The 24131-nt window shown below is 69.1% G+C and carries 25 protein-coding genes and 1 pseudogene; 17 read left to right on the plus strand and 9 right to left on the minus strand.

Going from position 1 to position 24131, the window contains the following annotated elements:
* Positions 1–183 precede the first annotated feature (183 nt).
* The 3 genes from thrC (at position 184) to KQ305_RS07755 (ending at position 2877) form a co-directional block, all read left to right on the plus strand.
* A complete protein-coding gene (gene thrC / locus KQ305_RS07745; protein WP_259724835.1) occupies positions 184–1464 on the plus strand; it encodes a threonine synthase in 1281 nt (426 codons plus the stop codon).
* 48 nt (positions 1465–1512) lie between these two features.
* Positions 1513–1788, plus strand: coding sequence for a MoaD/ThiS family protein (locus KQ305_RS07750; RefSeq protein ID WP_259724836.1), 276 nt, complete (start codon positions 1513–1515; stop codon positions 1786–1788).
* 90 nt (positions 1789–1878) lie between these two features.
* Positions 1879–2877, plus strand: coding sequence for a cupin (locus KQ305_RS07755; RefSeq protein WP_259724837.1), 999 nt, complete (start codon positions 1879–1881; stop codon positions 2875–2877).
* Here KQ305_RS07755 and ftsH read toward each other — a convergent pair.
* Positions 2815–4641 carry an ATP-dependent zinc metalloprotease FtsH gene (gene ftsH / locus KQ305_RS07760; protein WP_259724951.1) on the minus strand — a complete coding sequence of 609 codons (1827 nt, stop codon included), beginning with the start codon at positions 4639–4641 and terminating at the stop codon, positions 2815–2817. The two genes, KQ305_RS07755 and ftsH, sit on opposite strands and share 63 nt — an antisense overlap.
* Before the next feature lie 137 nt (positions 4642–4778).
* On the opposite strand from ftsH, the gene rpmF reads away from it, so the two are divergent.
* Complete coding sequence (gene rpmF, locus KQ305_RS07765) at positions 4779–4961, plus strand: 50S ribosomal protein L32 (RefSeq protein ID WP_259724838.1); 183 nt, start codon at positions 4779–4781, stop codon at positions 4959–4961.
* Here the strand turns inward: rpmF and KQ305_RS07770 are convergent.
* Genes KQ305_RS07770 through KQ305_RS07780 form a run of 3 tightly spaced genes read right to left on the minus strand, consistent with a single transcriptional unit; the run spans position 4919 to position 6955 of the window.
* Positions 4919–5860 carry a phosphoribulokinase gene (locus KQ305_RS07770; RefSeq protein WP_259724839.1) on the minus strand — a complete coding sequence of 314 codons (942 nt, stop codon included), beginning with the start codon at positions 5858–5860 and terminating at the stop codon, positions 4919–4921. The genes rpmF and KQ305_RS07770 overlap by 43 nt on opposite strands.
* The gene (locus KQ305_RS07775) at positions 5850–6197 is read right to left on the minus strand and encodes a DUF565 domain-containing protein (protein WP_259724840.1); all 348 of its coding nucleotides are present in this window, start codon (positions 6195–6197) and stop codon (positions 5850–5852) included. The genes KQ305_RS07770 and KQ305_RS07775 overlap by 11 nt, the downstream gene beginning before the upstream one ends.
* On the minus strand, positions 6194–6955 hold the full coding sequence (locus KQ305_RS07780) for an HAD-IA family hydrolase (protein ID WP_259724841.1): 762 nt from the start codon (positions 6953–6955) through the stop codon (positions 6194–6196). Before KQ305_RS07780 ends, KQ305_RS07775 begins: the two co-directional genes overlap by 4 nt.
* Before the next feature lie 88 nt (positions 6956–7043).
* Here KQ305_RS07780 and recJ point away from each other — a divergent pair, with 88 nt between their 5' ends.
* Positions 7044–8960: a single-stranded-DNA-specific exonuclease RecJ gene (gene recJ / locus KQ305_RS07785; protein ID WP_259724842.1), complete on the plus strand. Its 1917-nt coding sequence runs from the start codon at positions 7044–7046 to the stop codon at positions 8958–8960.
* A complete protein-coding gene (locus KQ305_RS07790; RefSeq protein ID WP_259724843.1) occupies positions 8957–10402 on the plus strand; it encodes a chloride channel protein in 1446 nt (481 codons plus the stop codon). Before recJ ends, KQ305_RS07790 begins: the two co-directional genes overlap by 4 nt.
* On the opposite strand, the pseudogene KQ305_RS15430 reads toward KQ305_RS07790, so the two are convergent.
* Positions 10301–10537, minus strand: a pseudogene (locus tag KQ305_RS15430) (hypothetical protein); the annotation flags it as partial. The gene KQ305_RS07790 and the pseudogene KQ305_RS15430 overlap by 102 nt on opposite strands.
* Between KQ305_RS15430 and KQ305_RS07795 the strand changes: the two are divergent.
* The 11 genes from KQ305_RS07795 (at position 10509) to fmt (ending at position 20863) form a co-directional block, all read left to right on the plus strand.
* Complete coding sequence (locus KQ305_RS07795; RefSeq protein ID WP_259724844.1) at positions 10509–10868, plus strand: YkgJ family cysteine cluster protein; 360 nt, start codon at positions 10509–10511, stop codon at positions 10866–10868. The pseudogene KQ305_RS15430 and the gene KQ305_RS07795 overlap by 29 nt on opposite strands.
* The gene (locus tag KQ305_RS07800) at positions 10865–11203 is read left to right on the plus strand and encodes a TMEM165/GDT1 family protein (RefSeq protein ID WP_259724845.1); all 339 of its coding nucleotides are present in this window, start codon (positions 10865–10867) and stop codon (positions 11201–11203) included. Before KQ305_RS07795 ends, KQ305_RS07800 begins: the two co-directional genes overlap by 4 nt.
* A gap of 7 nt (positions 11204–11210) precedes the next feature.
* A complete protein-coding gene (locus tag KQ305_RS07805; protein ID WP_259724846.1) occupies positions 11211–11519 on the plus strand; it encodes a TMEM165/GDT1 family protein in 309 nt (102 codons plus the stop codon).
* A gap of 146 nt (positions 11520–11665) precedes the next feature.
* Positions 11666–13993, plus strand: coding sequence for an RNB domain-containing ribonuclease (locus tag KQ305_RS07810; RefSeq protein ID WP_259724952.1), 2328 nt, complete (start codon positions 11666–11668; stop codon positions 13991–13993).
* A 7-nt stretch (positions 13994–14000) separates the two neighbouring features.
* Positions 14001–14651 (plus strand): flavin prenyltransferase UbiX, encoded by a 651-nt coding sequence (locus KQ305_RS07815; protein ID WP_259724847.1) that lies wholly within the window; start codon positions 14001–14003, stop codon positions 14649–14651.
* Between the two features lie 11 nt (positions 14652–14662).
* Positions 14663–15217 (plus strand): hypothetical protein, encoded by a 555-nt coding sequence (locus tag KQ305_RS07820; protein WP_259724848.1) that lies wholly within the window; start codon positions 14663–14665, stop codon positions 15215–15217.
* A gap of 77 nt (positions 15218–15294) precedes the next feature.
* Positions 15295–15738 carry a DUF2996 domain-containing protein gene (locus KQ305_RS07825; protein WP_259724849.1) on the plus strand — a complete coding sequence of 148 codons (444 nt, stop codon included), beginning with the start codon at positions 15295–15297 and terminating at the stop codon, positions 15736–15738.
* A 104-nt stretch (positions 15739–15842) separates the two neighbouring features.
* Positions 15843–16934 (plus strand): magnesium-protoporphyrin IX monomethyl ester (oxidative) cyclase, encoded by a 1092-nt coding sequence (acsF, locus tag KQ305_RS07830; protein ID WP_259724850.1) that lies wholly within the window; start codon positions 15843–15845, stop codon positions 16932–16934.
* Between the two features lie 40 nt (positions 16935–16974).
* The gene (locus tag KQ305_RS07835) at positions 16975–18435 is read left to right on the plus strand and encodes a TldD/PmbA family protein (protein WP_399230967.1); all 1461 of its coding nucleotides are present in this window, start codon (positions 16975–16977) and stop codon (positions 18433–18435) included.
* Between the two features lie 2 nt (positions 18436–18437).
* On the plus strand, positions 18438–19835 hold the full coding sequence (locus KQ305_RS07840) for a TldD/PmbA family protein (protein WP_259724851.1): 1398 nt from the start codon (positions 18438–18440) through the stop codon (positions 19833–19835).
* Positions 19832–20863, plus strand: a complete 1032-nt coding sequence (fmt, locus tag KQ305_RS07845) for a methionyl-tRNA formyltransferase (protein WP_259724852.1) — start codon at positions 19832–19834, stop codon at positions 20861–20863. Before KQ305_RS07840 ends, fmt begins: the two co-directional genes overlap by 4 nt.
* Before the next feature lie 341 nt (positions 20864–21204).
* On the opposite strand, the gene KQ305_RS07850 is transcribed toward fmt, so the two are convergent.
* The 4 genes from KQ305_RS07850 to KQ305_RS07865 all read right to left on the minus strand — a co-directional run bounded on the left by KQ305_RS07850 (position 21205) and on the right by KQ305_RS07865 (position 24085).
* Positions 21205–21414 (minus strand): hypothetical protein, encoded by a 210-nt coding sequence (locus KQ305_RS07850; RefSeq protein ID WP_259724853.1) that lies wholly within the window; start codon positions 21412–21414, stop codon positions 21205–21207.
* An 89-nt stretch (positions 21415–21503) separates the two neighbouring features.
* Entirely contained in the window at positions 21504–22760 is a 1257-nt protein-coding gene (locus KQ305_RS07855; protein ID WP_259724854.1) for a DEAD/DEAH box helicase, read from the minus strand.
* Positions 22761–22938: 178 nt separating this feature from the next.
* Positions 22939–23286 carry a DUF6464 family protein gene (locus KQ305_RS07860; RefSeq protein ID WP_259724855.1) on the minus strand — a complete coding sequence of 116 codons (348 nt, stop codon included), beginning with the start codon at positions 23284–23286 and terminating at the stop codon, positions 22939–22941.
* Positions 23287–23299: 13 nt separating this feature from the next.
* Entirely contained in the window at positions 23300–24085 is a 786-nt protein-coding gene (locus KQ305_RS07865; protein ID WP_259724856.1) for a TerC family protein, read from the minus strand.
* Positions 24086–24131: the final 46 nt, after the last annotated feature.

The raw sequence follows: 24131 nt of genomic DNA on the forward strand, positions 1-24131 counted from the left end.
AGCGTAGGCAGAACCCTGCGACCGACAAGGTGCAGGGCCCAGGGCCACCCATCCGGTCGCCGCGACGACAGGATCAAGACGGCAGGATCACGGTGGCAGACGCAATACCCGATCTAAGAGATCGGCATTAAAGGCAGCCGTTAGCCACCGCTGTTAGCGTTCCCCCCAGTGACAGGGACCGCCTTGACCGCCACCCTTTCCCGCTCCACCTTCACGGGCCTGCGCTGCAAGGAATGCGGTCATCCCTACGAGGCCACGGCCCGTCACGTCTGCGAAGACGTCTGCTTCGGCCCGCTTGAGGTGGTCTACGACTACGACGCCATCCGCAGCCGGGTCAGCCGCGCCACCATCGAGGCCGGCCCCACCTCCATCTGGCGCTACCGCGAATTCCTGCCCGTCGAAGGCGACCCCATCGACGTGGGCACCGGCTTCACCCCCCTGCTCAAGGCCGATCGTCTGGCCAGGCGCCTCGGCCTTTCTTCGCTCTACATCAAGAACGACGGCGTCAACATGCCGACGCTGTCCTTCAAGGACCGCGTTGTTTCGGTGGCCCTCACCCGGGCCCGTGAGCTGGGCTTCACCACCGTCAGCTGCGCCTCCACCGGCAACCTGGCCAACTCCACCGCCGCCATCGCCGCCCACGCCGGCCTGGAGTGCTGCGTCTTCATCCCCAGTGATCTTGAACTGGGCAAGGTGCTGGGCACCCTCGTCTACAACCCCACCCTGATGGCGGTGAAGGGCAACTACGACCAAGTCAACCGTCTCTGCTCCGAGGTGGCCAACACCTACGGCTGGGGCTTCGTCAACATCAATCTGCGTCCCTATTACTCCGAGGGCTCCAAGACCCTCGGCTATGAGGTGATCGAGCAGCTGGGCTGGCAGCTTCCCGACCACATCGTCGCCCCCCTGGCCTCCGGCTCCCTGTTCACCAAGATCCGCAAGGGCTTTGATGAGTTCATCAAGGTGGGCCTCGTTGAGGAGAAGCCCGTGCGCTTCAGTGGCGCCCAGGCCGAAGGCTGCTCGCCCATCGCCCAGGCCTTTGCCGCCGGCCGCGATTTCATCACCCCGGTGAAGCCGAACACCATCGCCAAGTCGATCGCCATCGGCAACCCAGCCGACGGCCCCTATGCCATCGACATCGCCAACCGCACCGGTGGCACCATCGCGGCGGTCACCGATGAGGAGATCATCGACGGCATCAAGCTGCTGGCCGAGATGGAGGGGGTGTTCACCGAGACCGCCGGCGGCACCACCATCGCCGTTCTCAAGAAGCTGGTGGAACAGGGCAAGATCGACCCCTCGGAAACCACCGTCGCCTACATCACCGGCAACGGCCTCAAGACCACCGAAGCGATCGCCTCCTGCATCGGCGCTCCCTACACCATCGAGCCGCAGCTCGCCAGTTTCAATGCCGCCTGGGCGGAGTCCCAGGCCTCCCATGGGAGCAAGGCTGCTCCGGCCTGACCTGAAGACGCCCGTTTCCCTTCCTTTCCTGCCCCACCGACGCTTTCCATGGCCATCCAGGTTCTGATCCCCACCCCCCTGCAGAAGTTCAGCAACGACGAGGCCAGCGTCAGCCTGGAGGCCTCCAGCATCGACGGCCTGCTCCAGGCCCTTGAAGGCCGCTACCCAGGTATCCAGGCCCGTTTGTGTGACGAGAACGGCAAGCTTCGCCGTTTCCTCAACCTCTACGTGAACAGCGAGGACATCCGCTTCCTGGATAACCAGGCCACGGTGCTCAACGATGGCGACGAGGTGAGCATCGTTCCGGCCGTCGCTGGCGGCTGAGTCTGGATCGGGGATTCGGTCTTGCCAGGGGTGACCTCGCCGTTGGCAGTTCAAATTCCATAGGCTTTTCTACCCATCTGCTTCCCTCCCATGGAACCGATCCAGGCCCCCAGCCCCACGGTTCCTGCTGGAAGCAGCGGCGCCCCCCACGACTGGCTGTCGGCTGGGCTCTATTTCGACTACCGCCAGGCTGCCAATCCGGTGCGGCCGGGGCTGACCGAGCCGATCCGTTACCACCAGTGGGGCGCCGAGCTCCATGGCCAGGGACCGACGGCGGTGTTGCCCCTCGACCTGAGCGGCGCCCTCGGCTGTGAGGGGCCTGCCACCAGCCCTGGCCTGGCGGCCCACTTCCTGCGCCTGCTGCCGGGTGAGGGGCTCAAGGCGGCGGCGCCGGCCACCAGCTCTCTCTTTTATGTGCTGCGCGGTGCCGGCAGGCTCGAGCGTCCGGCTGATGCCCTTAGTAGTCCGCTGAGCCTGAGCTGGGCCCAGGGCGATCTGTTCGTTCTGCCCACCGGAGCCGATCCCCTCCTGCATGCCACCGAGGAGAGCGTTCTGTACTGGGTGCATGACGCCCCTCTGCTGCGCTACCTGGGGGTGGTGCCCGCCAGCCCTCGCTTCCGTGCCGTTCACTATCCGGCCGCCCGCCAGGAGGAGGCCCTGCAGCACCTGCTGGCCGACCCCAGCGCCGCCCGATCCAACCGGCTGAGCATCCTGCTGGCCCACGCCGATCTCCCCGCCACCCGCACCGTGACCCACACCCTCTGGGCCATGCTCGGGGTGGTCCCCGATGGGGCCGTCCAGCCGCCCCACCGGCACCAGTCGGTGGCCCTCGATCTGATCATCGACTGCGACCCCGGCTGCTACAGCCTGGTGGGCACCGAGCTCCGCGCCGACGGCACCATCCTCAATCCCACCCGCATCGACTGGGAGCCGGGGGGCGCCTTCATTACCCCGCCCGGCCACTGGCATTCCCATGGGAATGAAAGCGGCCGGATGGCAAGGCTGCTGCCGATTCAGGACGCCGGCCTACACACCCACCTGCGCAGCCTCGACATCCGCTTTGCCTCCGGCCTGGGCGGCGAGGGCTGAGCCGACAGAGGCCTCGTAGGACTCCACCAGGGCGCGGAAGCTGTCGCCGTCGATGGTTTCCATCTCGATCAGCCGGTTGACCAGCTCATCGAGCAACTCACGGCGGGGCGTCAGCACCTCCACGGCCCTGTCCAAGGCCTCGTTCGCCAGACGACGGACCTGCTCATCGATGCGATTACCCGTCCGCACCGAGGTGTGGGGACTGGAGCGGATCCAGTCGCGGCCTAAAAACACCTCCTCCCCCTCCTCCTCGAGGGCGAAGTGGCCGAGGCTGGAGAAGCCGTATCGCATCACCATGTCGCGGCAGATGCGCCGCACCAGTTGCAGGTCGCTGCTGGCTCCCTGGGTCACCTCGCTGGGGCCGAAGACCACCAGCTCGGCAGCCCGGCCGCCGAGGGCCACCACCAGCCGGGCACGGAGATAGGCCTTGCTGATCAGCCCGGAATCGAGGATGTCCTCATCGGGCATGGTGCGAGCGAAACCCCCCACGCCACCGGCCCTGGGCAGCAGGGTCACCTTGTCGAGCTTGTCGGCGTGGGGCACCAGGGTGGTGAGCAGGGCGTGGCCGATTTCGTGGTAGGCGATCAGGCGCTTCTTGGCGCTGTCCTGGAGCGGGGCGGCGGACAGTCCCATGGTGATGCGCTCAAGGGCATCGCCGATGGCCTGGTCGTCCACCTGGCTCTTCTGACGCCGCGCTGTGAGGATGGCTGCCTCATTGAGCAGGTTGGCCAGGTCGGCGCCGGAAAAGCCGGGGGTGCGGCGGGCCCAGTCGGCCATCGACACCTCTTCGGCCAGGGGCCTGGTGCGGGCGTGGACCGAGAGGATCTCTTCTCGCCCTGCGCGATCCGGCAGATCGACGCTGATGCGGCGATCGAAACGGCCGGGCCGCAGCAGGGCCGTGTCCAGCACGTCGAGGCGGTTGGTGGCGGCCAGCAGGATGACCCCGGAGTTGTCCTCGAAGCCGTCCATTTCGGTCAGCAGCTGGTTGAGCGTCTGCTCCCGTTCGTCGTTACCGCCGCCGATCCCAGCCCCCCGTTGGCGTCCTACCGCATCGATCTCATCGATGAAGATGATGCAGGGAGCCTTGGCCTTCGCCTGGCGGAACAGATCCCGGACCCGGCTGGCGCCCACTCCTACGAACATCTCGACGAACTCGGTGGCGGCCATCGAGAAAAAGGGCACACCGGCCTCACCGGCAATGGCGCGTGCCAGGAGGGTCTTGCCGGTACCGGGGGGACCCACCAGCAGCACACCTTTGGGGATGCGGGCGCCGATGGAGGTGAACCGTTCGGGGGTTTTGAGGAAGGTCACCACCTCCTGGAGCTCTTCTTTGGCCTCGACGATGCCGGCGACGTCCTCAAAGCGTGTCGTGATCGCGCCTTCCTCCTGCAGACGGGGCTGGCTGCGGCCGAATCCCATCGCCTTGTTAGCCACCTGGGCAGATCGCCGCACCAGCAGAACCAGACCTGCGATCAGCAGGGCCACCAGCAGACCGTTGGTCACCAGCCCCGCCATGGCGTCGTCGCGCCGTTCGTCCCGGACCGTCAGGGGCACCCTGGCCTGTTCGGCGGTGCGCAGCAGTTGCTGGTTGTCGCTGAAGACCGCCACCTGGCGGCTGCGGCCGTCCTGGAAGGTCGCCGTCACCACCCGCTGGGTGGGAGAGAGTTCCAGGCTTTTCACCTTTCCGGCTCCGATGTCCCGCAGCAGCTGGCTGTAGGAGGGGGCGGAGGACGTCTGGCCCCCGAGGCTGAAGCCCGGTTGCACCGGTGGGGCTGGTTTGGCCGGCTCCGGAGGAGAACTGCTGCTCACAGGCCTGGCATCCTTATCAGAAGTTGACTGTAGCGATTTGACGAAAGGCGAGTCGGCGGCGCAGGATCATCGTTTGACAACGAGATAGCAGGATGGCGGTACCCAAGAAGAAAACTTCCAAAGGCAAGCGCAACCAGCGCCACGCCCATTGGAAGGCCAAGGCCGGTGTGGCGGCCCAGAAGGCCATGTCGCTGGGCAAGGCCGTCCTGAGCGGACGTGCCCAGGGCTTCGTCTATCCGATCGCTGAAGACGCTGAAGCCGGCGAAGAAAGCTGAGTCTCCAGGGGGCGGCAACGCCTCCTGCCATCGAGGATCACGCCGCCCTCCAGCACCAGGGATGGGTCCTGCCTCAGCAGCGGGTCCTGGTAGAGGGCTGGGGGGAGCGAACGGAGTGTGGCCCGCACCAGGCCATCAAGCTGGTCGGCCCTGAGCCAGCCCCCTCCCGCTCGCCGTTGTCGGGCCTCGGCCTGGACGCGCCAGCGTCTTGGCAGATGCCAGCGTTCCGGACGCAGCAGCCAGAGGCCGTCGCAAGCGCTCCAGAGCTCCCCGTAGCTCGTCAGATGGTGGTCCCAAATGGGCAGCCATTCCCGTTCTGGGCCTGTCAGGTGATCGAGTCCGATACCGCTTCGCAGGCGAGCATCCAGGGCCACCGTCCCGAGTGACCGGCAGCCCATCAACCAGCCTTCGATCACCAGCGCGTCCGCGGGCTGTTCTCGCCAGCCGGCCCGTTCCCCTTCGCCTTCGCCCAGGGTCTTGTCGAAGCGGGGCAGCCGCAGTGGGCCCCCGGCACGCCAGGTCCGCAGCGCCGTCAGCAGCAGCGGCAGGTCGTGGCTGCCGGGCGGGACACGGCTGACGCCGAAGGGATTGCCCGCCAGCAGATGGCGTCGTTGCTCGGCGGGGAGGTAGAGGTCGTCGATGGAAGCCACCACGAGCCGTAGGCCGGCCTGGGCGGCGAGGCGCTCCAGGGCCCGGCCGAGGCTGGTCTTGCCGGCACCCACCGGTCCATTCAGGGCCAGGACTGGTCGTCGTTGGGCCGCTTGGCTGCCCAGGAGGCCTTCGAGCCTCCGCAGCAGCGGCAAGCCAAGGTGCCGCAGCACAGAGGGGTGCACCGGACCCAGGTCGCCGGCCTCCTCCAGGCGCCGCTCCCAGGCGTCCGCCGCCGGCTCAGGTCCCAAGCTTGAAGGCCTCCAGCACGATCGCGTAGGTGGCGCCAATGCGGAGGTTGTCGATGATCACCCACCCGAGGCTGGGCTCTGCGCCCACCAGGCGGCTGCGCAGCCGAACCACCGTTTCCAGAACCAGCAGCATGGCGAGCACCACGGCCGGCCGTCCCCCAGGAGCGCTGAAGAGGAGCAGGGTGGTGAGGTTCTGACCGGCGAAGAATCCCAGCAGCAGGGCCAGGGCGGCCAGGCTGCCAGTCCGCCAGCTGCGACGCACCAGGCCGGCCACCCGCCCCCCCAACCGGCTGATCAGTCCCTGAAAACGGGTGCGCTGCACGGGGAGGCGGGTCATGGCGGATCGAGCAGGCGCTGCAACCACGACAGCGTCACCTGGGGGCCGGGGCAAGCCGGCCCCTTGCGCACGACGATCGTGCCTTCGGATTCGTCCAGGTTCTCCACCACGGCCCGGGCGGCGCTGAAGGCGCTGGCCGGTTGCTCCCGGGTCGCCACACTCAGGCAGACAAGGCAGGGCAGGCCGGCGCCGCTGGCGGCCGCCAGGCCGGCCGGGGAGTCCTCCAGCACCAGGACCCCCTGAGCACCGGACTCCAGGCGCTGCAGGGCCAGCCGGTAGGCCTCCGGATCGGGCTTCTTGCGTTCCACCTCCTCGCCGCAGATCCAGAAGTCGAAGGCTCCGGCCACCCCGGGCGGTGCGCCTTCGAGCAGGGAGGTCACGGCGCTGCGGCTACTGGTGGTGACGATCGCCTGCCGCAGGCCTGCGGCGGCGGCGGCCAGCACCAGCCGGCCCACCCCTGGCCGGAGGGCCAGCCCGCCCTGGCGCACCAGATCGGTGTAGAGGGCCTGCTTGTGGCGTTGCAGGTCGGCCACTCGACCCGGCTCGGGCGAGCGGCCTTCCACCTGCTCCAGGTAACCGGTGATCCGTTCGCGGCCGCCACTCACCGCCAGCAACCTGGCGTAGGTGGGGCGGTCCCACCGCCAAGGCAGACCGGCAGCCGCGAAACTGCGGTTGAACGCCACCCTGTGGCCTTCAAACTCCGTTTCGGCCAGGGTGCCATCCACGTCCCAAAGCAGGGCCGTCAGGGCCGGGGCCATCGGATGCCACACGTGTTGCCATTGCAAGGCTAGGGGGTGCGACGCGCAGCCCCGCCTCCCACAATGCGGAGGCCCCGCCCGCCGATCGTTGCTCCCTGCTGTCGACGAGCGACGCTGGCTGCTGCCCACGCCGCTGGGCGGGGCTGAGTCTTCAGACGTTTCCGGGGATCCTGGTGGCGTGCTGCCCGATGAACTGCTGGCGATCCTCCGGCGTCGCGGCCTGCTGACGGGGGCGGCGGTGCACCAGTTGCTTGAACCCGAGGCCGCCCCTGATCCTGACGCCCATTTCCCTGGCCTGGCGATGGCTGTCGAGCGACTGGTGCGTTGCTGCCAGATGGCCGAGCCGGTGGCCATCTGCGGCGACTACGACGCCGATGGCATGACCAGCACCGCCCTGCTGGTGGGGGTGCTGCAGCGCCTCGGCGCCCTGCCCCGGGCCGCCATCCCGAGCCGCATGGAGGACGGGTACGGCCTCAACGCCGCCATGGTGGAGCGGCTGGCGGCCGAGGGGGTGCGGCTGCTGATCACCGTCGACAACGGGGTGGCTGCCACCGAGGCCCTTGAGCGCGCCGCCGCCCTTGCGGTGGAGGTGATCCTCACCGACCACCACACCCTGCCGCCCCAGCTGCCACCGCATCTGGCCCTGCTTCACCCGGCCGTCACCCCAGAAGGTTCCCCCTACCGGGGCCTGGCGGGCGTCGGGCTGGCCCATGTTCTGGCCACCGCCCTCTGCCGCAGGTTGAACAACCGCCAGGGGCTGGAGATCGCCCTCAACCTGTTCTGCATCGGCACCATCGCCGACATGGCGCCGCTTCAGGGGGTGAACCGCCGCCTGCTGCTCGATGGCCTGCCTCTCCTGGGCCACAGCCCCCTGCCCGGTCTGCAGGCCCTGCGCCAACTGGCGGGCCTGGAGAAGCACCGGGTTGATGCGGAGGCGGTGGGCTTCCAGCTGGCCCCCCGCATCAATGCCGTGGGCCGGCTGGGGGACCCCCAGCTGGTGGTCGACCTGCTCACCACGGAGGATCCGGAGCGGGCTTTGGAGCTGGCCCGCTCCTGTGAAGCCCTCAACCGCCAGCGGCGGGAACTCTGCAGTGCGATCGAGGCGGAGGCTTTAGCCCTGCTGGAGGCCGATGGTCCCCAGCGGCCCGCCTTCCTGTTGCTGGCCCAGGGCCATTGGCACCACGGCGTCATTGGCATCGTCGCCTCCCGGCTGGTGGAGCGATTCGGCCGTCCGGTGGCGCTGCTGGCGGCGGAAGGGGGCGGTCGTCTGCGGGCGTCGGTGCGAGCGCCGAAGGGCTTCGCCGTGGATGCGGCCCTGACCGCCTGCGCCGAGCTGCTGGAGCGCTATGGCGGCCATCCGGCCGCCGGGGGCTTCACGGTGCGGGCTGAGAACGTGGCCGCCCTGCAGGAACGCCTCGATGCTCTGGCCGGCACCTGGCTGGAGGCGGGGGGGGATGGGCGCGCCGTGGAGCCCGAGGCCCTGCTGCGGCTGGAGCGCATCGACCGGGAGTTCTGGCATCAGCTGCAACGGCTGGCCCCCTTCGGCATCGGCCACCCCACACCCCTGTTCTGGACCAGTCGCTGTCAGGTGGTGGAGCAGAAGCTGTTGCGTGGTGGCCACCTGCAACTGCAGCTGGCCCAGGGGGAGGCGAGGCTGCGGGCGATCGCCTGGCGCTGGCAGGGACCCAGCCAGTGGTCCGGGCCGGTGGATGTGGCCTTCCGGCTGCGGCGCGATGACTGGCAGGGGGTGGAACGGTTCCAGCTGGAACTGGAGGCGATCCGCTGCAGCGGCGGCGACGGGGTGGTCCTGCAGCGGAGGGATCGCACCTACTGGTGCCGGCGCCAGGGCGACACCCTGGTGATCACCAACGCCGCCGGCGAGGAGCTGCGCTCGGCCATTCACCCGGTCTCCGGCGCCCCCACCGCTTCTGAGGATCCCCACCACCCCTACGTGCAGGGGTTGCTGCGGGAGGCGGCCATGGCCCTGGGGATGGCGGAAGGATGAGCCGCCACCACAGCCGCCAGAACGTCGGCCTGCTGCGTTCCCTGGCCCAGCTGACGCTGCTGGGGGGCCTGGTGGGGCTGACCTGCTGGCCCCTCAACCGCATCGACCTGCTCCAGGACCGGTTGCTCTCCACCCTGCCGGCGTTCAGCGGCGGCGCCTGGAGCGCCGCAGGGTGGCTGCTGGCCCTGGCGCCGATCCCCTTGGTGCCGCTGCTGCTCTGGTTCCAGCAGGGCCCCTGGCGTCGCGGCGCCGGCTCTGGCATCCCCCAGGTGATGCTCTGCCTGGAGGATCCCCACCGCGGCGCCCAGCTGCTGGGCGCCGCCCCCACGGGGGAACGGCTGGGGCTCTGGACCGTGGCCAGCCTGGCCCTGCTGCCTCTGGGCCGCGAGGGCCCTGTGGTGGAGGTGGGCGCCTCGGTGGGTCAGGCCCTGCTGAAACGCTGGCCAGGGCTACTGCACCGGGCCAGCCGGGGCCATCTGCTGGCCGGTGCGGCCGGTGCCGGCCTGGCTGGCGGCTTTAACACCCCCCTGATGGGGGTGATCTTCGTGGTGGAGGAGCTCACCGGCAGCTTCCAGCAGCGGCTGGTGTGGCCGGCCCTGGTGCTGGCGAGCGCGGCGGCGCTGGTGAGCAACCTGGGCGGCCAGCCGATGTTCGCCCTGGGGATCAATGCCAGCCCAGTGACGGAACTCGACCAGCTGCTGTGGGCGATCCCGATCGGCCTCGGCGGGGGTTTGCTGGGCGGCGGCTTCGCCTGGCTGCTGGTGCGGGCCACGGCCCTGATCACCCCCAGCGCCCGTCGTCAGCCCTTGCGCATCGGCTTGGCTGCTGGGTTGGCGTTGGCCCTGATGGCGCTGCTCACTGGCGGCGCCAGTGGCGGTGATGGGGAGGCGTTGATGCACCTGGTCCTCGACCAGGACGCCGACACGACGCTCGACTGGAACTGGGTCGCCCTGCTCGCCTCACGGCTGCTCGGCCCGGTGCTGGCCCTGTCGGCGGGAATTCCCGGCGGGCTGATCGATCCGGCCTTTGCCCTGGGGGGAGTGTTCGGAGCGGGGGTCGTGCGGGCGCTGTCAGGTGACCCCCACCTGGGCCTGGCCCTGGGGATGGCGGCTGGGCTGGCAGGAGCCACCCAGCTTCCAGTGATGACGGTTGCCTTCGCCATCCGCATGGCGGGCGATCAGCAACTCCTGCCAGGCCTGGTGGCGGCCGCTGCGATCGCTGCCTACACCGGCCAGGCGATTCAGGGCCGGCCGGTGTATCACGCCCTGGCCGAGCTTCTGATGGCCGACGGCTCAGAGGGCGCCGCGCCGGTAGTAAAGGATGAAGATCACGGCCGGACCGGCCAGGGTGATCAGGGCCAGGGCTCCGAAGTTGGAGATGAGATGGAAGTCGATACCCATGGGACGACAGCTGGCGAAGGGGACGATCGGCTTGGAGTGTAGGTCGCCTGCAGGCGTCTTCCAGGCACGGGCCTTGCGGCCGTGATGGGTTGTGATGGCTGACGCCGGCCGTGGGGTGTGAGTGAATGGGACAAGCCGTTTCGCTCCGTTGCCCCGATCCGAGCACTGGCATTGCATCAGCGGCTGCGGCTCCTGCTGCCGTCTCGATCCGGCCCTCAGGGGGGACGCGATCGAGGCCCTCAATCCTGACCAGCAACAGCTCTACCTCTCAATGGTGGGTGAGGACGGGTGGTGCCGCCACTTCGACACCGGCTCCCGTCGCTGCCGCATCTATGCGGAGCGGCCCGACTTCTGCCGGGTGGATCAGCTGGTCTCCCTGTTCGGCCAGCCCGGCGACGATCCCGAGGCCCTGGCCATCGCCTCCTGCAAGCAGCAGATCCGTGCCGAGCTGGGGGGCCGCCACACCGTGATGCACCGTTTTCTGGGGGCGATCCGTCAGCCGACATGAGCAGCAATCCCGACGCCCCGGTCGCCTCCAGCTGGGTCACGGTGTTCCTCAGCACCGCCACCACCGTGTTCCTGGCGGAACTGGGCGACAAGACCCAGCTGGCTGCCCTGCTGCTGTCGGCCCAGTCGGGCCGCCCGTTCACGGTGTTCGTGGGGGCCTCGCTGGCCCTGATCTGCTCCAGCCTGGTGGGGGTGCTTCTGGGTCGCTGGCTCTCCACCGTCATGCCCGCCCACCAGCTTGAACGGGCTGCGGGGGTCCTGATGGTGGCCCTCGGGCTGTGGCTCGGCCGCCAGGCGGTGCTGAACCTGGCGCCGCTGCAATTGCTCAACTCCTGAGATCCCCATGCCGTTTGCCCTGCTCGCCTCCACCTTCGCCACCGTCTTTCTGGCCGAGCTCGGCGACAAGACCCAGCTGGCCATCGTCAGCATCAGCGGCACCTCCAACCGGCCCGGAGCTGTCTTCGCCGGCAGTGCCACGGCGCTGGTGCTGGCCAGTCTGGTAGGGGCAGCGGCGGGTGGTTCCCTCTCCAGCGTGATCCCCACCGATGGCCTGCAACTGGCCGCCGCGGGAGGATTCCTGATCATCGGCAGCCGCCTGATCCTCCGCTCCGGCGCGGAGAGCAGCAAGGACTCCGATACCCCCGCTCCTTAGAGTCGCCGCATGACGTCCGCCGCGATGGCGAGCCTCCCCTCCGGCCATCCAGCCGCCAGCGGGGCCGCCGAACCCCCGTCGTGCTCCGGCCCACTCTGGCCACCGCGCTGCTCCGGCAGCGCCATCCCCTGCGTAACCCCCATCCGATGAAGTTCACGGTCGCCGATCTGCTCGACCACCTCTCCACGACCGATGCGGTGGCCCTCGCCAAGCTGGAGAAGTCGCTGGGTCTCACCACCAAGTCGTGCAAGCAGCAGTTGCGCATCGGCCTGGAGGCCCTGCAGCGTCTGGGGCTGGTGGAGGAGGACAGTGAAGGTCTGCGCGCCCGCGAGACCCCCGAGCTGATCCCGGCCCGCCTGCGTTGCTCCAGCAAGGGGTTCTGTTTCGCCCTGCGGGAAGACGGCGGCGAGGACATCTACATCCGTGACCACCAGCTCAACCACGCCTGGAACGGTGACCGGGTGCTGGTCAGGATCACCCGTGAGGGGGGCCGGCGTCGCTCGCCGGAAGGGGGAGTCCAGTGCATCCTTGAGCGCCACACCCCCAGCCTGCTGGCCCAGGTCGAACGACAGGACGGGCAGCTCGTCGCCGTTCCCCTCGACGACAGGCTGCTGACCTCCGTGGCCTTGCCGGAGGACGACGCCGTCCACCTCGACCCCGCCGAGGAGGCGGTGGTGGAGGTGAAGATCGACCGCTTCCCGGTGGCCCAGTTCGGTCCGGCCGGCCATGTTGCCCGCAGCCTGCCGGTGCATGGCGGTGAGGCGGCCGACACCGATCTGCTGCTGGCCAAGCATCGCCTGCAGGAACGGCCCGCCTGCCCCCGGACGACCCTGAAGCAACCGGTCGCCAAGGGCCGTGCCGATCTGACGGCGTTGCCGACCCTGCTGCTGGAGGCCTGGGATGGCGCCGAGGCCCCCGCTCTGCCCGCCGTATCCCTGGAAGAGCGGGAGGGGGGCTGGCGTCTGTGGGTGCACAGCCCTGCCATCGCCGAACGGATCGGCATGGGCAACAGCCTCGACACCTGGTTGCGGGATCAGGGCGAGGCGATCTGTCTCGGACGTCGCTGGCTCCCCCTGCTTCCCCCGGCCCTGGCCAAGGCCAGCGGCTTCCGCCCCGGTGAAAGCCAGGCAGCCGTTTCGGTGGCCCTGGAAATGGACGGCGAAGGAAAGCTTGAACACTTCCGCTTCAGCTTGAGCCAGATCACGCCCGCGGCCCGGGTCGACAGGGCTGCGATGCAGGCCCTGGCCGAGCGCAAGCCCAAGGCCCGCACGACGCCCGCCCCCCTGAAGGCGCTCAAGGATCACCTCCCCCTGCTGGAGCAGCTGGTCCAGCTGAGCGGATTGCTGCGCCAGCGGCGGCTGGCGGCGGGCTCGATCGATCTCGATCTGCCCATGCCTGCGATCGACAGCCTGGGCGACCTGCGCGTCCCCGCGCCGGAGGCGGCCCAGCAGGGCTGGCTGGTGGAGCTGCCCGTCGAGGATCCGGTGGCCATCCTGCGGGAGGCCGTCCTGGTGGCCCATCGGGCCCTGGGACGTCATCTGCTGGCCTTGGAGCTGCCAGCCCTGTTCGCCCTCAACCCGGCCCCTGAACCCACGGAGATCAACGACGTCGCCAAGGCGGCCCTGGCCCTTGATATCCCGATGGAGCTCAGCGCCGATGGCAATGCCAGTGCCGCCGAGCTGGCCGCCGTCTTCGCCGCCACCGACCGGGGCCGCCCCCTGCAGCAGCAACTGCGCGATGCCCTGAGGCCGGTGCAGCTGGCGGCCGAAGCCGGCGCCCATGCGGTGGCCGGTGAGGAGATCGCCGTGGCGCCCTGGTGTTCCCCGGGCCTGCACTACGCCGACCTCTGGAACCAGCAGTTGCTGGTGACCCTGCTGGTGGATGGCAAGGACCGGCCCAGTGTGCGCCACAAGATCAGCACCGATCTGGCCAGTGACACCTGCCATGGCAGCACCGACTGGCCCCTGCTGACCCCCGGCCAGCTGGCCCCTTACCAGCAGAGCCTTGAACATGGTCTGGCCCAGCGCCTCAACGGCCGCAGCCGCTTCCTGCAGGAACTCCAGTCCGATGCCCTGGCCCTGGCCCAGGCCCGACACACCGAGCCCCTGGTCGGCCAGACCCTGCCTGGGGTGATCAGCGGCGTGCAGAGCTACGGCTTCTTCGTGGAGGTCCCCCCGTCCCAGGTGGAGGGACTGGTGCACGTCAGCTCCCTAAAGGACGACTGGTACGAGTACCGCTCCCGCCAGAACCGCCTGGTGGGCCGCAAGTTCCGACGCACCTACATGGTGGGGGATGGGGTGGATGTGGAGATCCAGAAGGTCGACGCCCTGCGCCATCAGATCGACCTGGCCGTGCTCCAGCCGGAGGCGTTTGAGCAGGACGGGGAGGACGAGGCCTCCGGCGCCCCAGACGACTCCGAGGCCCACGACCCAGCTGCAGACGGGGCTATGGCCCTGCCTGTGAGCGAAGGCTGAGCCACGGATGGCGCCGTCCTCGCTTCCCGTGGTGCTGGCGGTATCAGGCGCCTCCGCCCAGCCCCTGGCGGAACGGGCCCTGCAGCTGCTCCTTGAGGATGACCAGTCGGTCGAAATGGTGACCAGCCGTGGCGCCATTGGCGTCTGGCAGGCGGAGATGGGCCTGCGGGTGCCGTCGGAACCCGACGCCCAGGAGCGGTTCTGGCGTGAGCGCACCGGCTGCACGACCGGCCGGCTCCACTGCCATCGCTGGAACGACCAGGCCGCCGCCATCGCCAGCGGCAGTTACCTCACCCGCGGCATGGTCATCCTGCCGGCCAGCATGGGAACGGTGGGGCGGATCGCCTCCGGAGTGGCCCTGGATCTGATCGAACGGGCCGCCGATGTCCACCTCAAGGAGGCCCGGCCCCTGGTGATCGCGCCGAGGGAACTGCCCTGGAACCTGGTGCATCTGCGCAACCTCACCCGCCTGGCCGAGGCCGGGGCCCGCATCGCCCCCCCGGTGCCTGCCTGGTACCACCAGCCCACCACGATCGGTGAGATGGTGGATTTCCTGGTGATCCGCGTCTTCGACACCCTCGGGCTTCAGCTGGGCTCCCTGCAGCGCTGGCAGGGGCCTGAGGCCCGTTCTTCGGCGGACGAAGCCTCCCCCCCCTGACGCTCCGGACCGTGTTGCACCGCCTGTTGCTGCTGCCCCTGTTGTCACCGTTGCTGGTGACCCTCCTGGTGGCGGCCCTCAACCCCAGACCCTCCCTGGCCCTGCGGCTGCTCACCTGGCAGACCCCCGTTCTGCCGATCGGCCTCTGGATGGCCATCGCCGCCGGCGGTGGCGCGGCCTTGAGTGCCAGCGCCACGGCCCTGGCCCTGCGCCAGGGGGAGCGGCCACCCTTGCGCCGCACCGTCCGTCGCCGCGAGGGGCGGGATCGTGACACCTGGACACCCCCCTGGAGTGGCGATTCGGAAGCCCGCTCCACCACAGCGCCTGCCTCGGCCCCTGCTTACACCGATCCATTCACGGCGGCTGCCCCTACCACGGCGCCCGCCGGCCCCAGCCGTGCCCCCGGCGAGCCGGCCCCCACGGTTTCGGTGCCCTACCGGGTACTGCACCGACCCGAGGGTGGCGCCCCCAGGCCCTTCCGTCCCGAACCGGCGACGGCGCCGCGCCCTGCGGCCGTGGCCACCGTTGAAGGGGATTGGGGCGAGAACGATGGCGAGGAGTGGTGAGTCCCATCGCCGCACAGACCTGAGACTTGAGGACGCTGCCTAAAGTTCCCGCACCATCGCGCCCAGGGATCGCTCCGGTGACCGAGACCCCCAGCAACACGCCCGATCCCGTCTCCACCCCGCCGGAGGCGAAGACAGCCGCGCCGAAGGCGAAGCCCCCAGCGCCAGAAGACAAGCCCTTCGACGCCTTCGTGCCGGAGCTGCTGCTGCCGGCCCTGATCAAAGAGATTGAGGCCTACGGCGGTCCGTCGCCCGAGCTGGTGTTCGAGCAGGGCCCCATGCCCGTGGTGGGGGCGGACTGCTGGATGGTCCGGGGCCGGCTTCCCGGCGAACGACGCTTCTGGCTCTGCTTCACCAAACCGGACATCAGTTCCGCCAAGACCATCGCCCTTACGGAAGGGGGGGGCAGCCCCAGCCTGCTGGAGTCGTTCCTGATCGATGAGAAGAAGACGACCCTCCAGCTGCTGGTGTCGCGGGTCGTGCAGCGGCTCAACGGCCAGAAGTGGCTCGGCCCCAACTAGGGTCTCTGACCTTTTCCTGGCTTCACATCCGCGGCTTCACATCCGGACCGATCGCGGGGATCGATGCCTACGATGGCGGCCGAGCTCTCTGAACGTCCAGCGCGATGGTGCCTCCCACCACCCAAGTCCCCACCGCCCCCCGGGTGGGCACCCCTGATTCCCCGGCCATCAAGGACCCGGTGAAGGACACGATCCTTACCCCGCGCTTCTACACCACGGATTTCGACGCCATGGCGGCGATGGATCTGCGGCCCAACGAAGTGGAGCTGGAGGCCATCTGCGAGGAGTTCCGCAAGGATTACAACCGCCACCACTTCGTCCGCGACGGCCAGTTCGAAGGCGCCGCCGACAAGCTCGACCCCGAAACCCGCCAGGTGTTCGTCGAGTTCCTGGAGCAGAGCTGCACGTCGGAGTTCTCCGGTTTCCTGCTCTACAAGGAACTCAGCCGCCGCATCAAGGAGCGCAACCCCCTGCTGGCGGAATGCTTCGCCCATATGGCCCGTGATGAGGCCCGCCACGCCGGCTTCCTCAACAAGTCCATGGCCGACTTCGGCCTCCAGCTTGATCTGGGCTTCCTGACGGCCACCAAGGCCTACACCCACTTCCAGCCCAAATTCATCTTCTACGCCACCTATCTCTCCGAGAAGATTGGCTACTGGCGTTACATCGCCATCTACCGCCATCTGGAGCAGCACCCCGAAAGCAAGATCTTCCCGATCTTCAACTTCTTCGAGAACTGGTGCCAGGACGAGAACCGCCATGGCGACTTCTTCGATGCCCTGATGAAGGCCCAGCCAGACACGGTGCGTGGCTTCACGGCACGCCTCTGGTGCCGCTTCTTCCTGCTGGCCGTCTTCGCCACCATGTATGTGCGCGACGTGGCCCGCAAGGAGTTCTACGAGGCCCTCGGGCTCGATGCCCGCACCTACGACAAGTACGTGATCGCCAAGACCAACGAAACTTCCGCCCGGGTGTTCCCCGTGGTCCTCAACGTCGAGCACCCCGAGTTCTACGAGCGGCTGGAGAAGCTGGTGCAGAACAACGCGGCCCTTGATCGGGCCGACCGTTCCGGCGCCCCGGCGCCGCTGCGTGCCCTGCGCAAGCTGCCCCACTGGGTCGGCAACGGTGTCCAGATGGCGCGCCTGTTCCTGATGGCCCCCATCCGCAGCGAGCGCTTCCAGCCCGCCGTGCGTTGAGCTGAACCGCCAGAATCTTCTCAATTGTTCTCTTCGCCGCTTGGTCGTCTCCCCTCCCACCGGCACCCTTGCCGCCACCGAGCGGTCCGCCTCTCCGGCGGCCCTCGGTGACCCTGCCTGGCGCTCCGTTCTGGAACCCCTTCTGGCCGGTGGCCGATCGGCGGGGGCCGATCTTGTCGAAGTGTTCCTGGAGCGCTCCGACCACCTCGGCTTGCTCGCCGAGCAGGACGCCATCACCAGCGTCAGCCCCGCCTTCGGGGCTGGGGCGGGCCTGCGGGTGTTCCTGGGCGAGCGGGATGGCTTCGTGTCCACCAACGATCTGAGTGCCGCCGGCCTGCGGGCCGCCCTTGAGCAGGCGCTCGGCATGCTGGGGCTGGTGCTGCCGGTGCAAGCCGGTGGCCGCTTCGATGGCCTGCCGGAGCTGCGGGACTTCGCCGCCACCAAGGAGGGCTGGCTGCACTCCTGCCCCACCCTGGCCGAAGCCACGGGCCGGCTGCTGGAGGGCACCGACCGGCTCCAGGTCCATGGCCAGCATCTGCAGGTGCGCCGGGGCAGTTACGCCCGCGATTGGCAGGAAGTGCTGGTGGCCGCCAGTGATGGCACCTTCGCCCGCGATGTGCGCCTGCACCAGTCGGTGGGCCTCAACGTGCTGGCGGCCGACGGTGACCACCGGGCCAGCCTGGGGAAGCGCTACGGCACCTCCGACAGCCCCGACGACCTGCGCCAGTGGGATGCGGAAGCGGCCGCCATCGATGTCTGCAGCAGCGCCGGCACCATGCTGCGGGCCGACTACGTCGAAGCCGGCCAGTTTCCGGTCGTGCTGGCCAACCGTTTCGGCGGCGTGATCTTCCACGAGGCCTGCGGCCACCTGCTGGAGACCACCCAGGTGGAGCGGGCCACCACCCCCTTCGCCGAGATGGTCGGCCAGCCCATCGCCCACCCCTCCCTCACCGCCATCGATGAGGGCCACACCGCCGGCGCCTTCGGCTCCCTTTCGATGGACGACGAGGGCATGGAACCCCAACGCACGGTGCTGATCGAGAACGGCATCCTGCAGCGCTTCCTCAGCGACCGGGCCGGCGAACGCCGCACCGGACACCCCCGCACAGGCAGCGGCCGGCGCCAGAGCCATGCCTTCGCTGCCGCCAGCCGTATGCGCAACACCTTCATCGCCGCTGGCCCGCACACCCCTGAGCAGTTGATCGCTTCCGTCGACCGGGGGCTCTACTGCAAGTCGATGGGCGGTGGCAGTGTCGGCCCAACGGGCCAGTTCAACTTCGCCGTTGAGGAGGGCTACCTGATCGAGAACGGCCGCCTCACCCGGCCGGTGAAGGGCGCCACCCTGATCGGGGATGCCAAGGAGGTGATGCCCAGGATTTCGATGTGTGCCAACGACCTCGAGCTGGCTGCCGGCTTCTGCGGCTCCGTCAGCGGCAGCATCTTCGTCACCGTGGGCCAGCCCCACATCAAGGTCGACACCATCACCGTGGGAGGACGCTGACCATGGAAAGCACCGAATCGCTCGCCGCCAGCCTCGATGCCGAAGTGTTGCGCCAACGGCTCGCCAGCCTGGCCCACGCCGAGGGCGTCAGGCGCTGGGATCTGGGCGCCTCCTGCAGCACCGACACCTCCGTGCAGGTCGACCGGGGCGAGGCCAAACAGATGAAGGGCGCCCAGCGCAGCGCCATCACCCTGAGGGTCTGGAACGACGACGGTCTGGTGGGCATCACCAGCACCTCCGACCTTTCCGATGCCGGCCTGGCCCGGGCCCTGGCCGGCGCCCGCGACGCCAGTGCCTACGGCAACGTCGATGAGATCCCCGACTTCTCCCCCCTTGCCACCGCCCCGCTGCCGGTGCTGGAGCAACCCCTCAGCACTCCACTGAGCATCCTCACCCTGCTCGACACCCTCAAGGAGGCGGAGCGTGACCTGCTCGGCCGCCATCCGGCCATCGGCACGGTTCCCTACAACGGCCTGGCCCAGCGCAGCAGCGACCGGCTCTACATCAACAGCGACGGCGCCTGCCGCCAGCAGCGGCTCAGCACCGCCTCTCTCTATCTCTACGCCCGAGCCGAAGAGGCGGGCCGCAAACCCCGCAGCAGCGGTGCGGTGCGGCTGGCCTATGGCGCCGCCGGTCTTGATGTGGCCGGCTGCGTGCAGGAGGCGGCGGAGCGCACCATCGCCCACCTTGATTACGCCCCCATCGCCACTGGCCGCTACACCTGCGTGTTCAGTCCGGAGGCTTTCCTCGATCTGATCGGCGCGTTCAGCAGCCTGTTCAATGCCCGTGCCGTGCTGGATGGTGTCAGCCTCAGCCGGCGCGAGTCCCTCGGCGAGCAACTCGCCGTCCCCTTCCTCTCCCTGCACGACAATGGCCTGCACCCGGCCAACGTGGGAGCGGCCGCCTTCGATGGGGAGGGCACCCCCACCCGTCGCCTGTCCCTGCTGGAAGGGGGGGTGCTGCGCCATTTTCTCCACTCAGAAGCCACGGCCAGGGCCTTCGGCGTCTCTCCCACCGGCCATGCGGGCCTGGGTGCCAAGGTCTCTGTGGGCCCCGACTGGTTCGAGATCGGCCCGACCCCCGGCAGCAGCGGGGGTGCCCCTGGACTGGATCGCTTCGCGGCCGGTGCCAGTGGCGATGAGCACGGCCTGGTGGTGATCGACTCCCTCTCGGCCCTCCATGCCGGCGTCAAGGCCAGCCAGGGTTCCTTCTCCCTCCCCTTCGACGGCTGGCTGGTGCAGAACGGTGCATCGCGCTCCATCGAGGCGGCCACCGTCGCTGGTGACATCCGCACTCTGCTCAAGGCCATCCTCGGCTTCGAGGGTCCGGCCAAGGTGACGCCTGACGGCCTCTGCCCCCACGTCTGGGTGGAGGGTCTCTCGATCACCGGCGACGCTTGAGGATCCTGTTCTGGGGCACCCCGGCCTACGCCGTGGTCAGCCTCGACGCCCTGCAACAGGCCGGCCATGAGCTGGTGGGCGTGGTCAGTCAGCCCGACCGCCGTCGCGGGCGGGGCCAATCCCTGGTGGCCTCCGCTGTCAAGCAGCGGGCCCTGGAGTTGGGCCTGCCGGTGTTCACCCCCGAGCGGATCCGCCGGGATCTGGCCTGCCAGCAGGAGCTGGCGGACCTGGGTTCGGATCTCTCGGTGGTGGTGGCCTTCGGCCAGATCCTGCCGCCGGCCGTGCTGGCCCAGCCCCCCCTGGGCTGCTGGAACGGCCATGGCTCTGTGCTGCCCCGCTGGCGGGGAGCCGCGCCGATCCAGTGGGCCCTGCTGGAGGGGGACGCCGAAACCGGCGTCGGCATCATGGCGATGGAAGCGGGCCTCGACACCGGCCCGGTGCTGCTGGAGCGGCGTCTGCCCATCCCCCTGTTGCAGAACGCCGGCCAACTGGGCGAGCGCCTGGCCCAGCTAACCGCCGAGCTGCTGGTGGAGGCCCTGCCGCGGATCCAGGCGGCGGGCCCCGGACCGGAGGCGGAGCGCCTTGCCCGTCTCGGGGTGCGGCCCCAGGCCGGCGACACCAGCCATGCCCGCCAGCTCAGCAAGGAGGATGCCCTGGTGCACTGGGACGCCTCCGCCCTGGCCATACACCGCCGGGTGATGGGGCTCCATCCCTACGCGTCCTGCCCCTGGGGGGAGGAACGGCTGAAGCTGCTGGCCACCGAACCCCTGGTGAGCCGCCTCGCCGACCAGCTCAGCCCTGTGGGGGCGGCCCTGGCGTCCCGCTGGGCCGACCAGGCCACGCCAGAGGTGGCCCCTGGCACCGTGCTTGAGCTTGTGGAGGGGCAGGGACTGGTGCTGGCCAGTGGCGGTTGCCCCGTGCTGCTGCGCCAGGCCCAGCTGCCGGGGCGCCGAAGCAGCGAGGGGCAGGCCCTGATCCAGCAACTGGGACTGGTTCCCGGTCAGTGCATCGGTGTAAATACCCCCTGAGAGGCCTTTTCGGCAAGAGCTGTTGACGTTTTGTTTCCCTAGGTGCGTCTCAGTAATGGACGCGCGATCCAGGCGTTAGACCAAAACCAGTGAATGGGTGCCAACGCCATGGCCAGTGACCTTTCCTTCGTCAACAGCACCGACTCGGGGTGCCAGATTTTCCGGGACCGGCTGGGGTGCTACGTGGTGAGCCATGCGCTCAGACCCGGTCAGCGTGCCGTTCGACCGACCCTGGCCGGCGCCTACGCGGCCTGCCAGGGGTGGGAGCCCCGCTCAACGGCAGAGACGGCCGCTGGGGGTGGATGAGACAGGGGGGACAGGCCGGTGCCCGAAGACCAGGCTCAGCCTCCAGTTCCACTGCTGGAGGTGAGCTCTTCGGGCTGGCGACGGTGCAATTCGTGCAGTCCCTCAAGTTGGTTGTGGACCGCCACCAGCTGATCACGGATGTGGCGGCTGTTGTCTATGCGCTCCAGGGCCAGCAGCATGCCCTCGATCTGCGCCTTGCAGTCGATCAGGACGCGGCATTGGGTGGATCCGGGTTCGTAGGGCATGACGGAAGGAGGCAGATCCTCAGTTCACCGTAGGGCGGCAGCGAAGGTTGTCACAACCATTGCCGTTCCCCCGCTGGGCGCTTGGTGGATCAGCGGGAGCCGGTGCGGCGCCGGCTCCTCTCATGGCCCTGGCCCTGGCGGGACCCCTGGCTCCTGCGGCCCCGGCCGCCGCTCAGATCCAGCGGTGGGGCGGAGAGCACGGTGGGCTCGAAGCCCGACACCTCCTGGCGGGGCAGGGGGGAGCCGACCAGGCGTTCGATGGCCCGCAGCAGCTCATGCTCTTCGGCCGCCACCAGGGAAATCGCATGGCCGTTCTGGCCTGCCCGGCCGGTGCGGCCGATGCGGTGCACATAGTCCTCAGCCACGTTGGGCAGATCGAGGTTGACCACGTGGGGCAGTTGGTGGATGTCGATGCCGCGGGCGGCGATGTCGGTGGCCACCAGCACCCGCACCTCGCCGCTCTTGAACTCCGCCAGCGCCCGAGTGCGTGCCCCCTGGCTCTTGTTGCCGTGGATCGCCGCCGCCCCCAGCCCCTCCTTCTCGAGTCGCTCCGCCAGCCGGTTGGCGCCGTGCTTCGTGCGGGAGAAGACCAGCACCTGGCGCCAGTCGTTGCTGCGAATCAGATGGCTGAGCAGATCCCCCTTGCGGTCCATATCGCAGGGATGGATCACCTGGTCGACCAGGGGTGTGGCCTGGTTCTCCGGACTGGCCTGCAGCTGCACCGGCTGATGCAGCAGGCCGGTTGCCAGTCGGCGGATCTCGCTGGAGAAGGTGGCGGAGAACAGCAGGTTCTGGCGCTTTGCCGGCAGCAGGGACAGGATCCGGCGGATGTCACGGATGAAGCCCATGTCGAGCATCCGATCGGCCTCATCCAGCACCAGGATCTCGACCCGGTCGAGCCGTAGGGCGTTCTGCTGGTGCAGGTCCATCAGTCGGCCGGGGGTGGCCACCAGCACGTCGGCGCCTTTGCGCAGCCGCTGCATCTGGGGGTTGGCACTCACCCCGCCGAAGACGACATCGGAGCGCAGGTCCAGGTAGCGGCCGTAGGCGGTGACGCTTTCGGCCACCTGGGCCGCCAGCTCCCGAGTGGGGGTCAGCACCAGGGCCCGCACGACACCCGCCCGGGCATGGGGGCCGTGGCGCAATCGCTCCAGCATCGGCAGGGTGAAACCGGCCGTCTTGCCGGTGCCTGTCTGGGCGGCGGCCATCACGTCATGGCCCGCCAGCACCGCTGGGATGCACTGCAGCTGGATCGGGGATGGGCTGCTGTAGCCCTTGGCGGCCACGGCCTTGAGGATCGGTTCTGAGAGGCCCAGGACAGCAAAATCCGTCGCCAGGCCAGCCACCGGCGGGTTCAGGCCCGTGGCGGTGTGGCTGGGGGTGAGCGGCTCAGCGGAGGGGGAGGAACCGTTGCCGCTGGGTCGGTTCCGGATGACCTTGGCCTGGGGCCTGGAGGAAGGGGCGGTGATCGGGCGCGAAAACGGAGTGGGCCCCAGCCTAAGACCGGCTGGTGGCGCGCTCGCTTCAGCGGGGACTGCGGTGGCTGCAGAGCTCGCAGGGGCCCTCGGGCAGCACGGCGCAGCGCAGCAGCGGGCTGCGGGCGTTGAAATGGCAGTGGGGGTCGCCGATCACCCAGCGCCCCTCCCACCAGAGGGCATCGGCCGGTTGCTGCTGGGCCTTCACCTGCAGCGCCACGGACGCCAGTTCGTAGCAGCCCTGCCGCAGCCGGTAACGGTGGCGCCGCTGCAGTACAAGGAAGCTGCGATCGCCCGTGGTCAGCCAGCGTCCGGGATGGGGGACATCGCTGAGGTTGTCGATCTCGATGGTGGTGATCAGCCGGTCCGAGTCGATCTGGCGCAGTTCAATCCGCATGGTTCGGCGGTTCTCAGGCGTCGCCACCGCCCTGCTCGGGCAAGGGGGAGGCGGCCGTGCGCAGCGAAAAGCCCCAGGCGAACAGGGCGGCCACCACCAGCAGCAGGGCCCATTCCGGCACCTCCACGGCCGGCAGCAGCAGGCGCAGCAGCAGCCGCAGTCCCACCAGACCCACCGCCAGGTAACCGGCGGTTTCCAGATGGGGGAAGATCTCCAGCCAGCGCAGGAACAGCTCGGCCGTGAGCCGCAGGGCGATGATCCCGATCACTCCTCCAGCCATCACCAGGGGAAGGCGGTCGGTGACTGCCACGGCCGCGGAGACGCTGTCAAGGGAGAAGGCCAGATCGGTGAGGGCCAGGGTGGCCACGATCGAGCCAAGGGAGGCCCCTTGGTGGGGATGGCCAGGCTCGTGGGGGTGGGCCTGGGTGGAGAGGGTTGTGTCCACCACCCCGATGTCTGCGTCGTCCTTGGCGTCGTCCTGGCCCAGCAGATGGCGCCCGCAGAGCCAGAGGAGATAGGCCGAAGCCAGCAACTGCAGAGGCCAGAAGTCGAGCACAAAGCTGGCCAGGGCGATCAGGCCCAACCGGAAGATCAAGGCGAGCACCAGGCCGAGATTCAGGGCCTGGCGTTGCCGTGCCGGATCGTGCAGCCGCCGGGAGATCGCCGCCAAGGCGATGGCGTTGTCGGCGGACAGTACCGCTTCAAGCCCCACCAGCAGGGGCAGCAGCAGCAGCACCTCTCCCCACTGGTCCGCCTGCTGCAGCAGGGGTGTGAGGCTCTCAACCGATTCCACTTCCATTCCTGGCGTTCTCTCGGCCCTGCCGCCTTCAAAGAGCCACTCTAGA

This window comes from Synechococcus sp. CS-1332 (assembly GCF_025127995.1).
Lineage (GTDB): Bacteria > Cyanobacteriota > Cyanobacteriia > PCC-6307 > Cyanobiaceae > Cyanobium.

What these genes read in the sequence shown, in the direction of transcription:
- KQ305_RS07750 (WP_259724836.1), top strand. Translation starts at nt 1,513, where the DNA reads ATGGCCATCCAGGTTCTGATCCCCACCCCCCTGCAGAAGTTCAGCAAC.
- KQ305_RS07755 (WP_259724837.1), top strand. Translation starts at nt 1,879, where the DNA reads ATGGAACCGATCCAGGCCCCCAGCCCCACGGTTCCTGCTGGAAGCAGC.
- rpmF (WP_259724838.1), top strand. Translation starts at nt 4,779, where the DNA reads ATGGCGGTACCCAAGAAGAAAACTTCCAAAGGCAAGCGCAACCAGCGC.
- KQ305_RS07775 (WP_259724840.1), bottom strand. Translation starts at nt 6,197, where the DNA reads ATGACCCGCCTCCCCGTGCAGCGCACCCGTTTTCAGGGACTGATCAGC.
- KQ305_RS07780 (WP_259724841.1), bottom strand. Translation starts at nt 6,955, where the DNA reads ATGGCCCCGGCCCTGACGGCCCTGCTTTGGGACGTGGATGGCACCCTG.
- KQ305_RS07790 (WP_259724843.1), top strand. Translation starts at nt 8,957, where the DNA reads ATGAGCCGCCACCACAGCCGCCAGAACGTCGGCCTGCTGCGTTCCCTG.
- KQ305_RS07800 (WP_259724845.1), top strand. Translation starts at nt 10,865, where the DNA reads ATGAGCAGCAATCCCGACGCCCCGGTCGCCTCCAGCTGGGTCACGGTG.
- KQ305_RS07805 (WP_259724846.1), top strand. Translation starts at nt 11,211, where the DNA reads ATGCCGTTTGCCCTGCTCGCCTCCACCTTCGCCACCGTCTTTCTGGCC.
- KQ305_RS07810 (WP_259724952.1), top strand. Translation starts at nt 11,666, where the DNA reads ATGAAGTTCACGGTCGCCGATCTGCTCGACCACCTCTCCACGACCGAT.
- KQ305_RS07815 (WP_259724847.1), top strand. Translation starts at nt 14,001, where the DNA reads ATGGCGCCGTCCTCGCTTCCCGTGGTGCTGGCGGTATCAGGCGCCTCC.
- acsF (WP_259724850.1), top strand. Translation starts at nt 15,843, where the DNA reads ATGGTGCCTCCCACCACCCAAGTCCCCACCGCCCCCCGGGTGGGCACC.
- KQ305_RS07840 (WP_259724851.1), top strand. Translation starts at nt 18,438, where the DNA reads ATGGAAAGCACCGAATCGCTCGCCGCCAGCCTCGATGCCGAAGTGTTG.
- KQ305_RS07850 (WP_259724853.1), bottom strand. Translation starts at nt 21,414, where the DNA reads ATGCCCTACGAACCCGGATCCACCCAATGCCGCGTCCTGATCGACTGC.
- KQ305_RS07860 (WP_259724855.1), bottom strand. Translation starts at nt 23,286, where the DNA reads ATGCGGATTGAACTGCGCCAGATCGACTCGGACCGGCTGATCACCACC.
- KQ305_RS07865 (WP_259724856.1), bottom strand. Translation starts at nt 24,085, where the DNA reads ATGGAAGTGGAATCGGTTGAGAGCCTCACACCCCTGCTGCAGCAGGCG.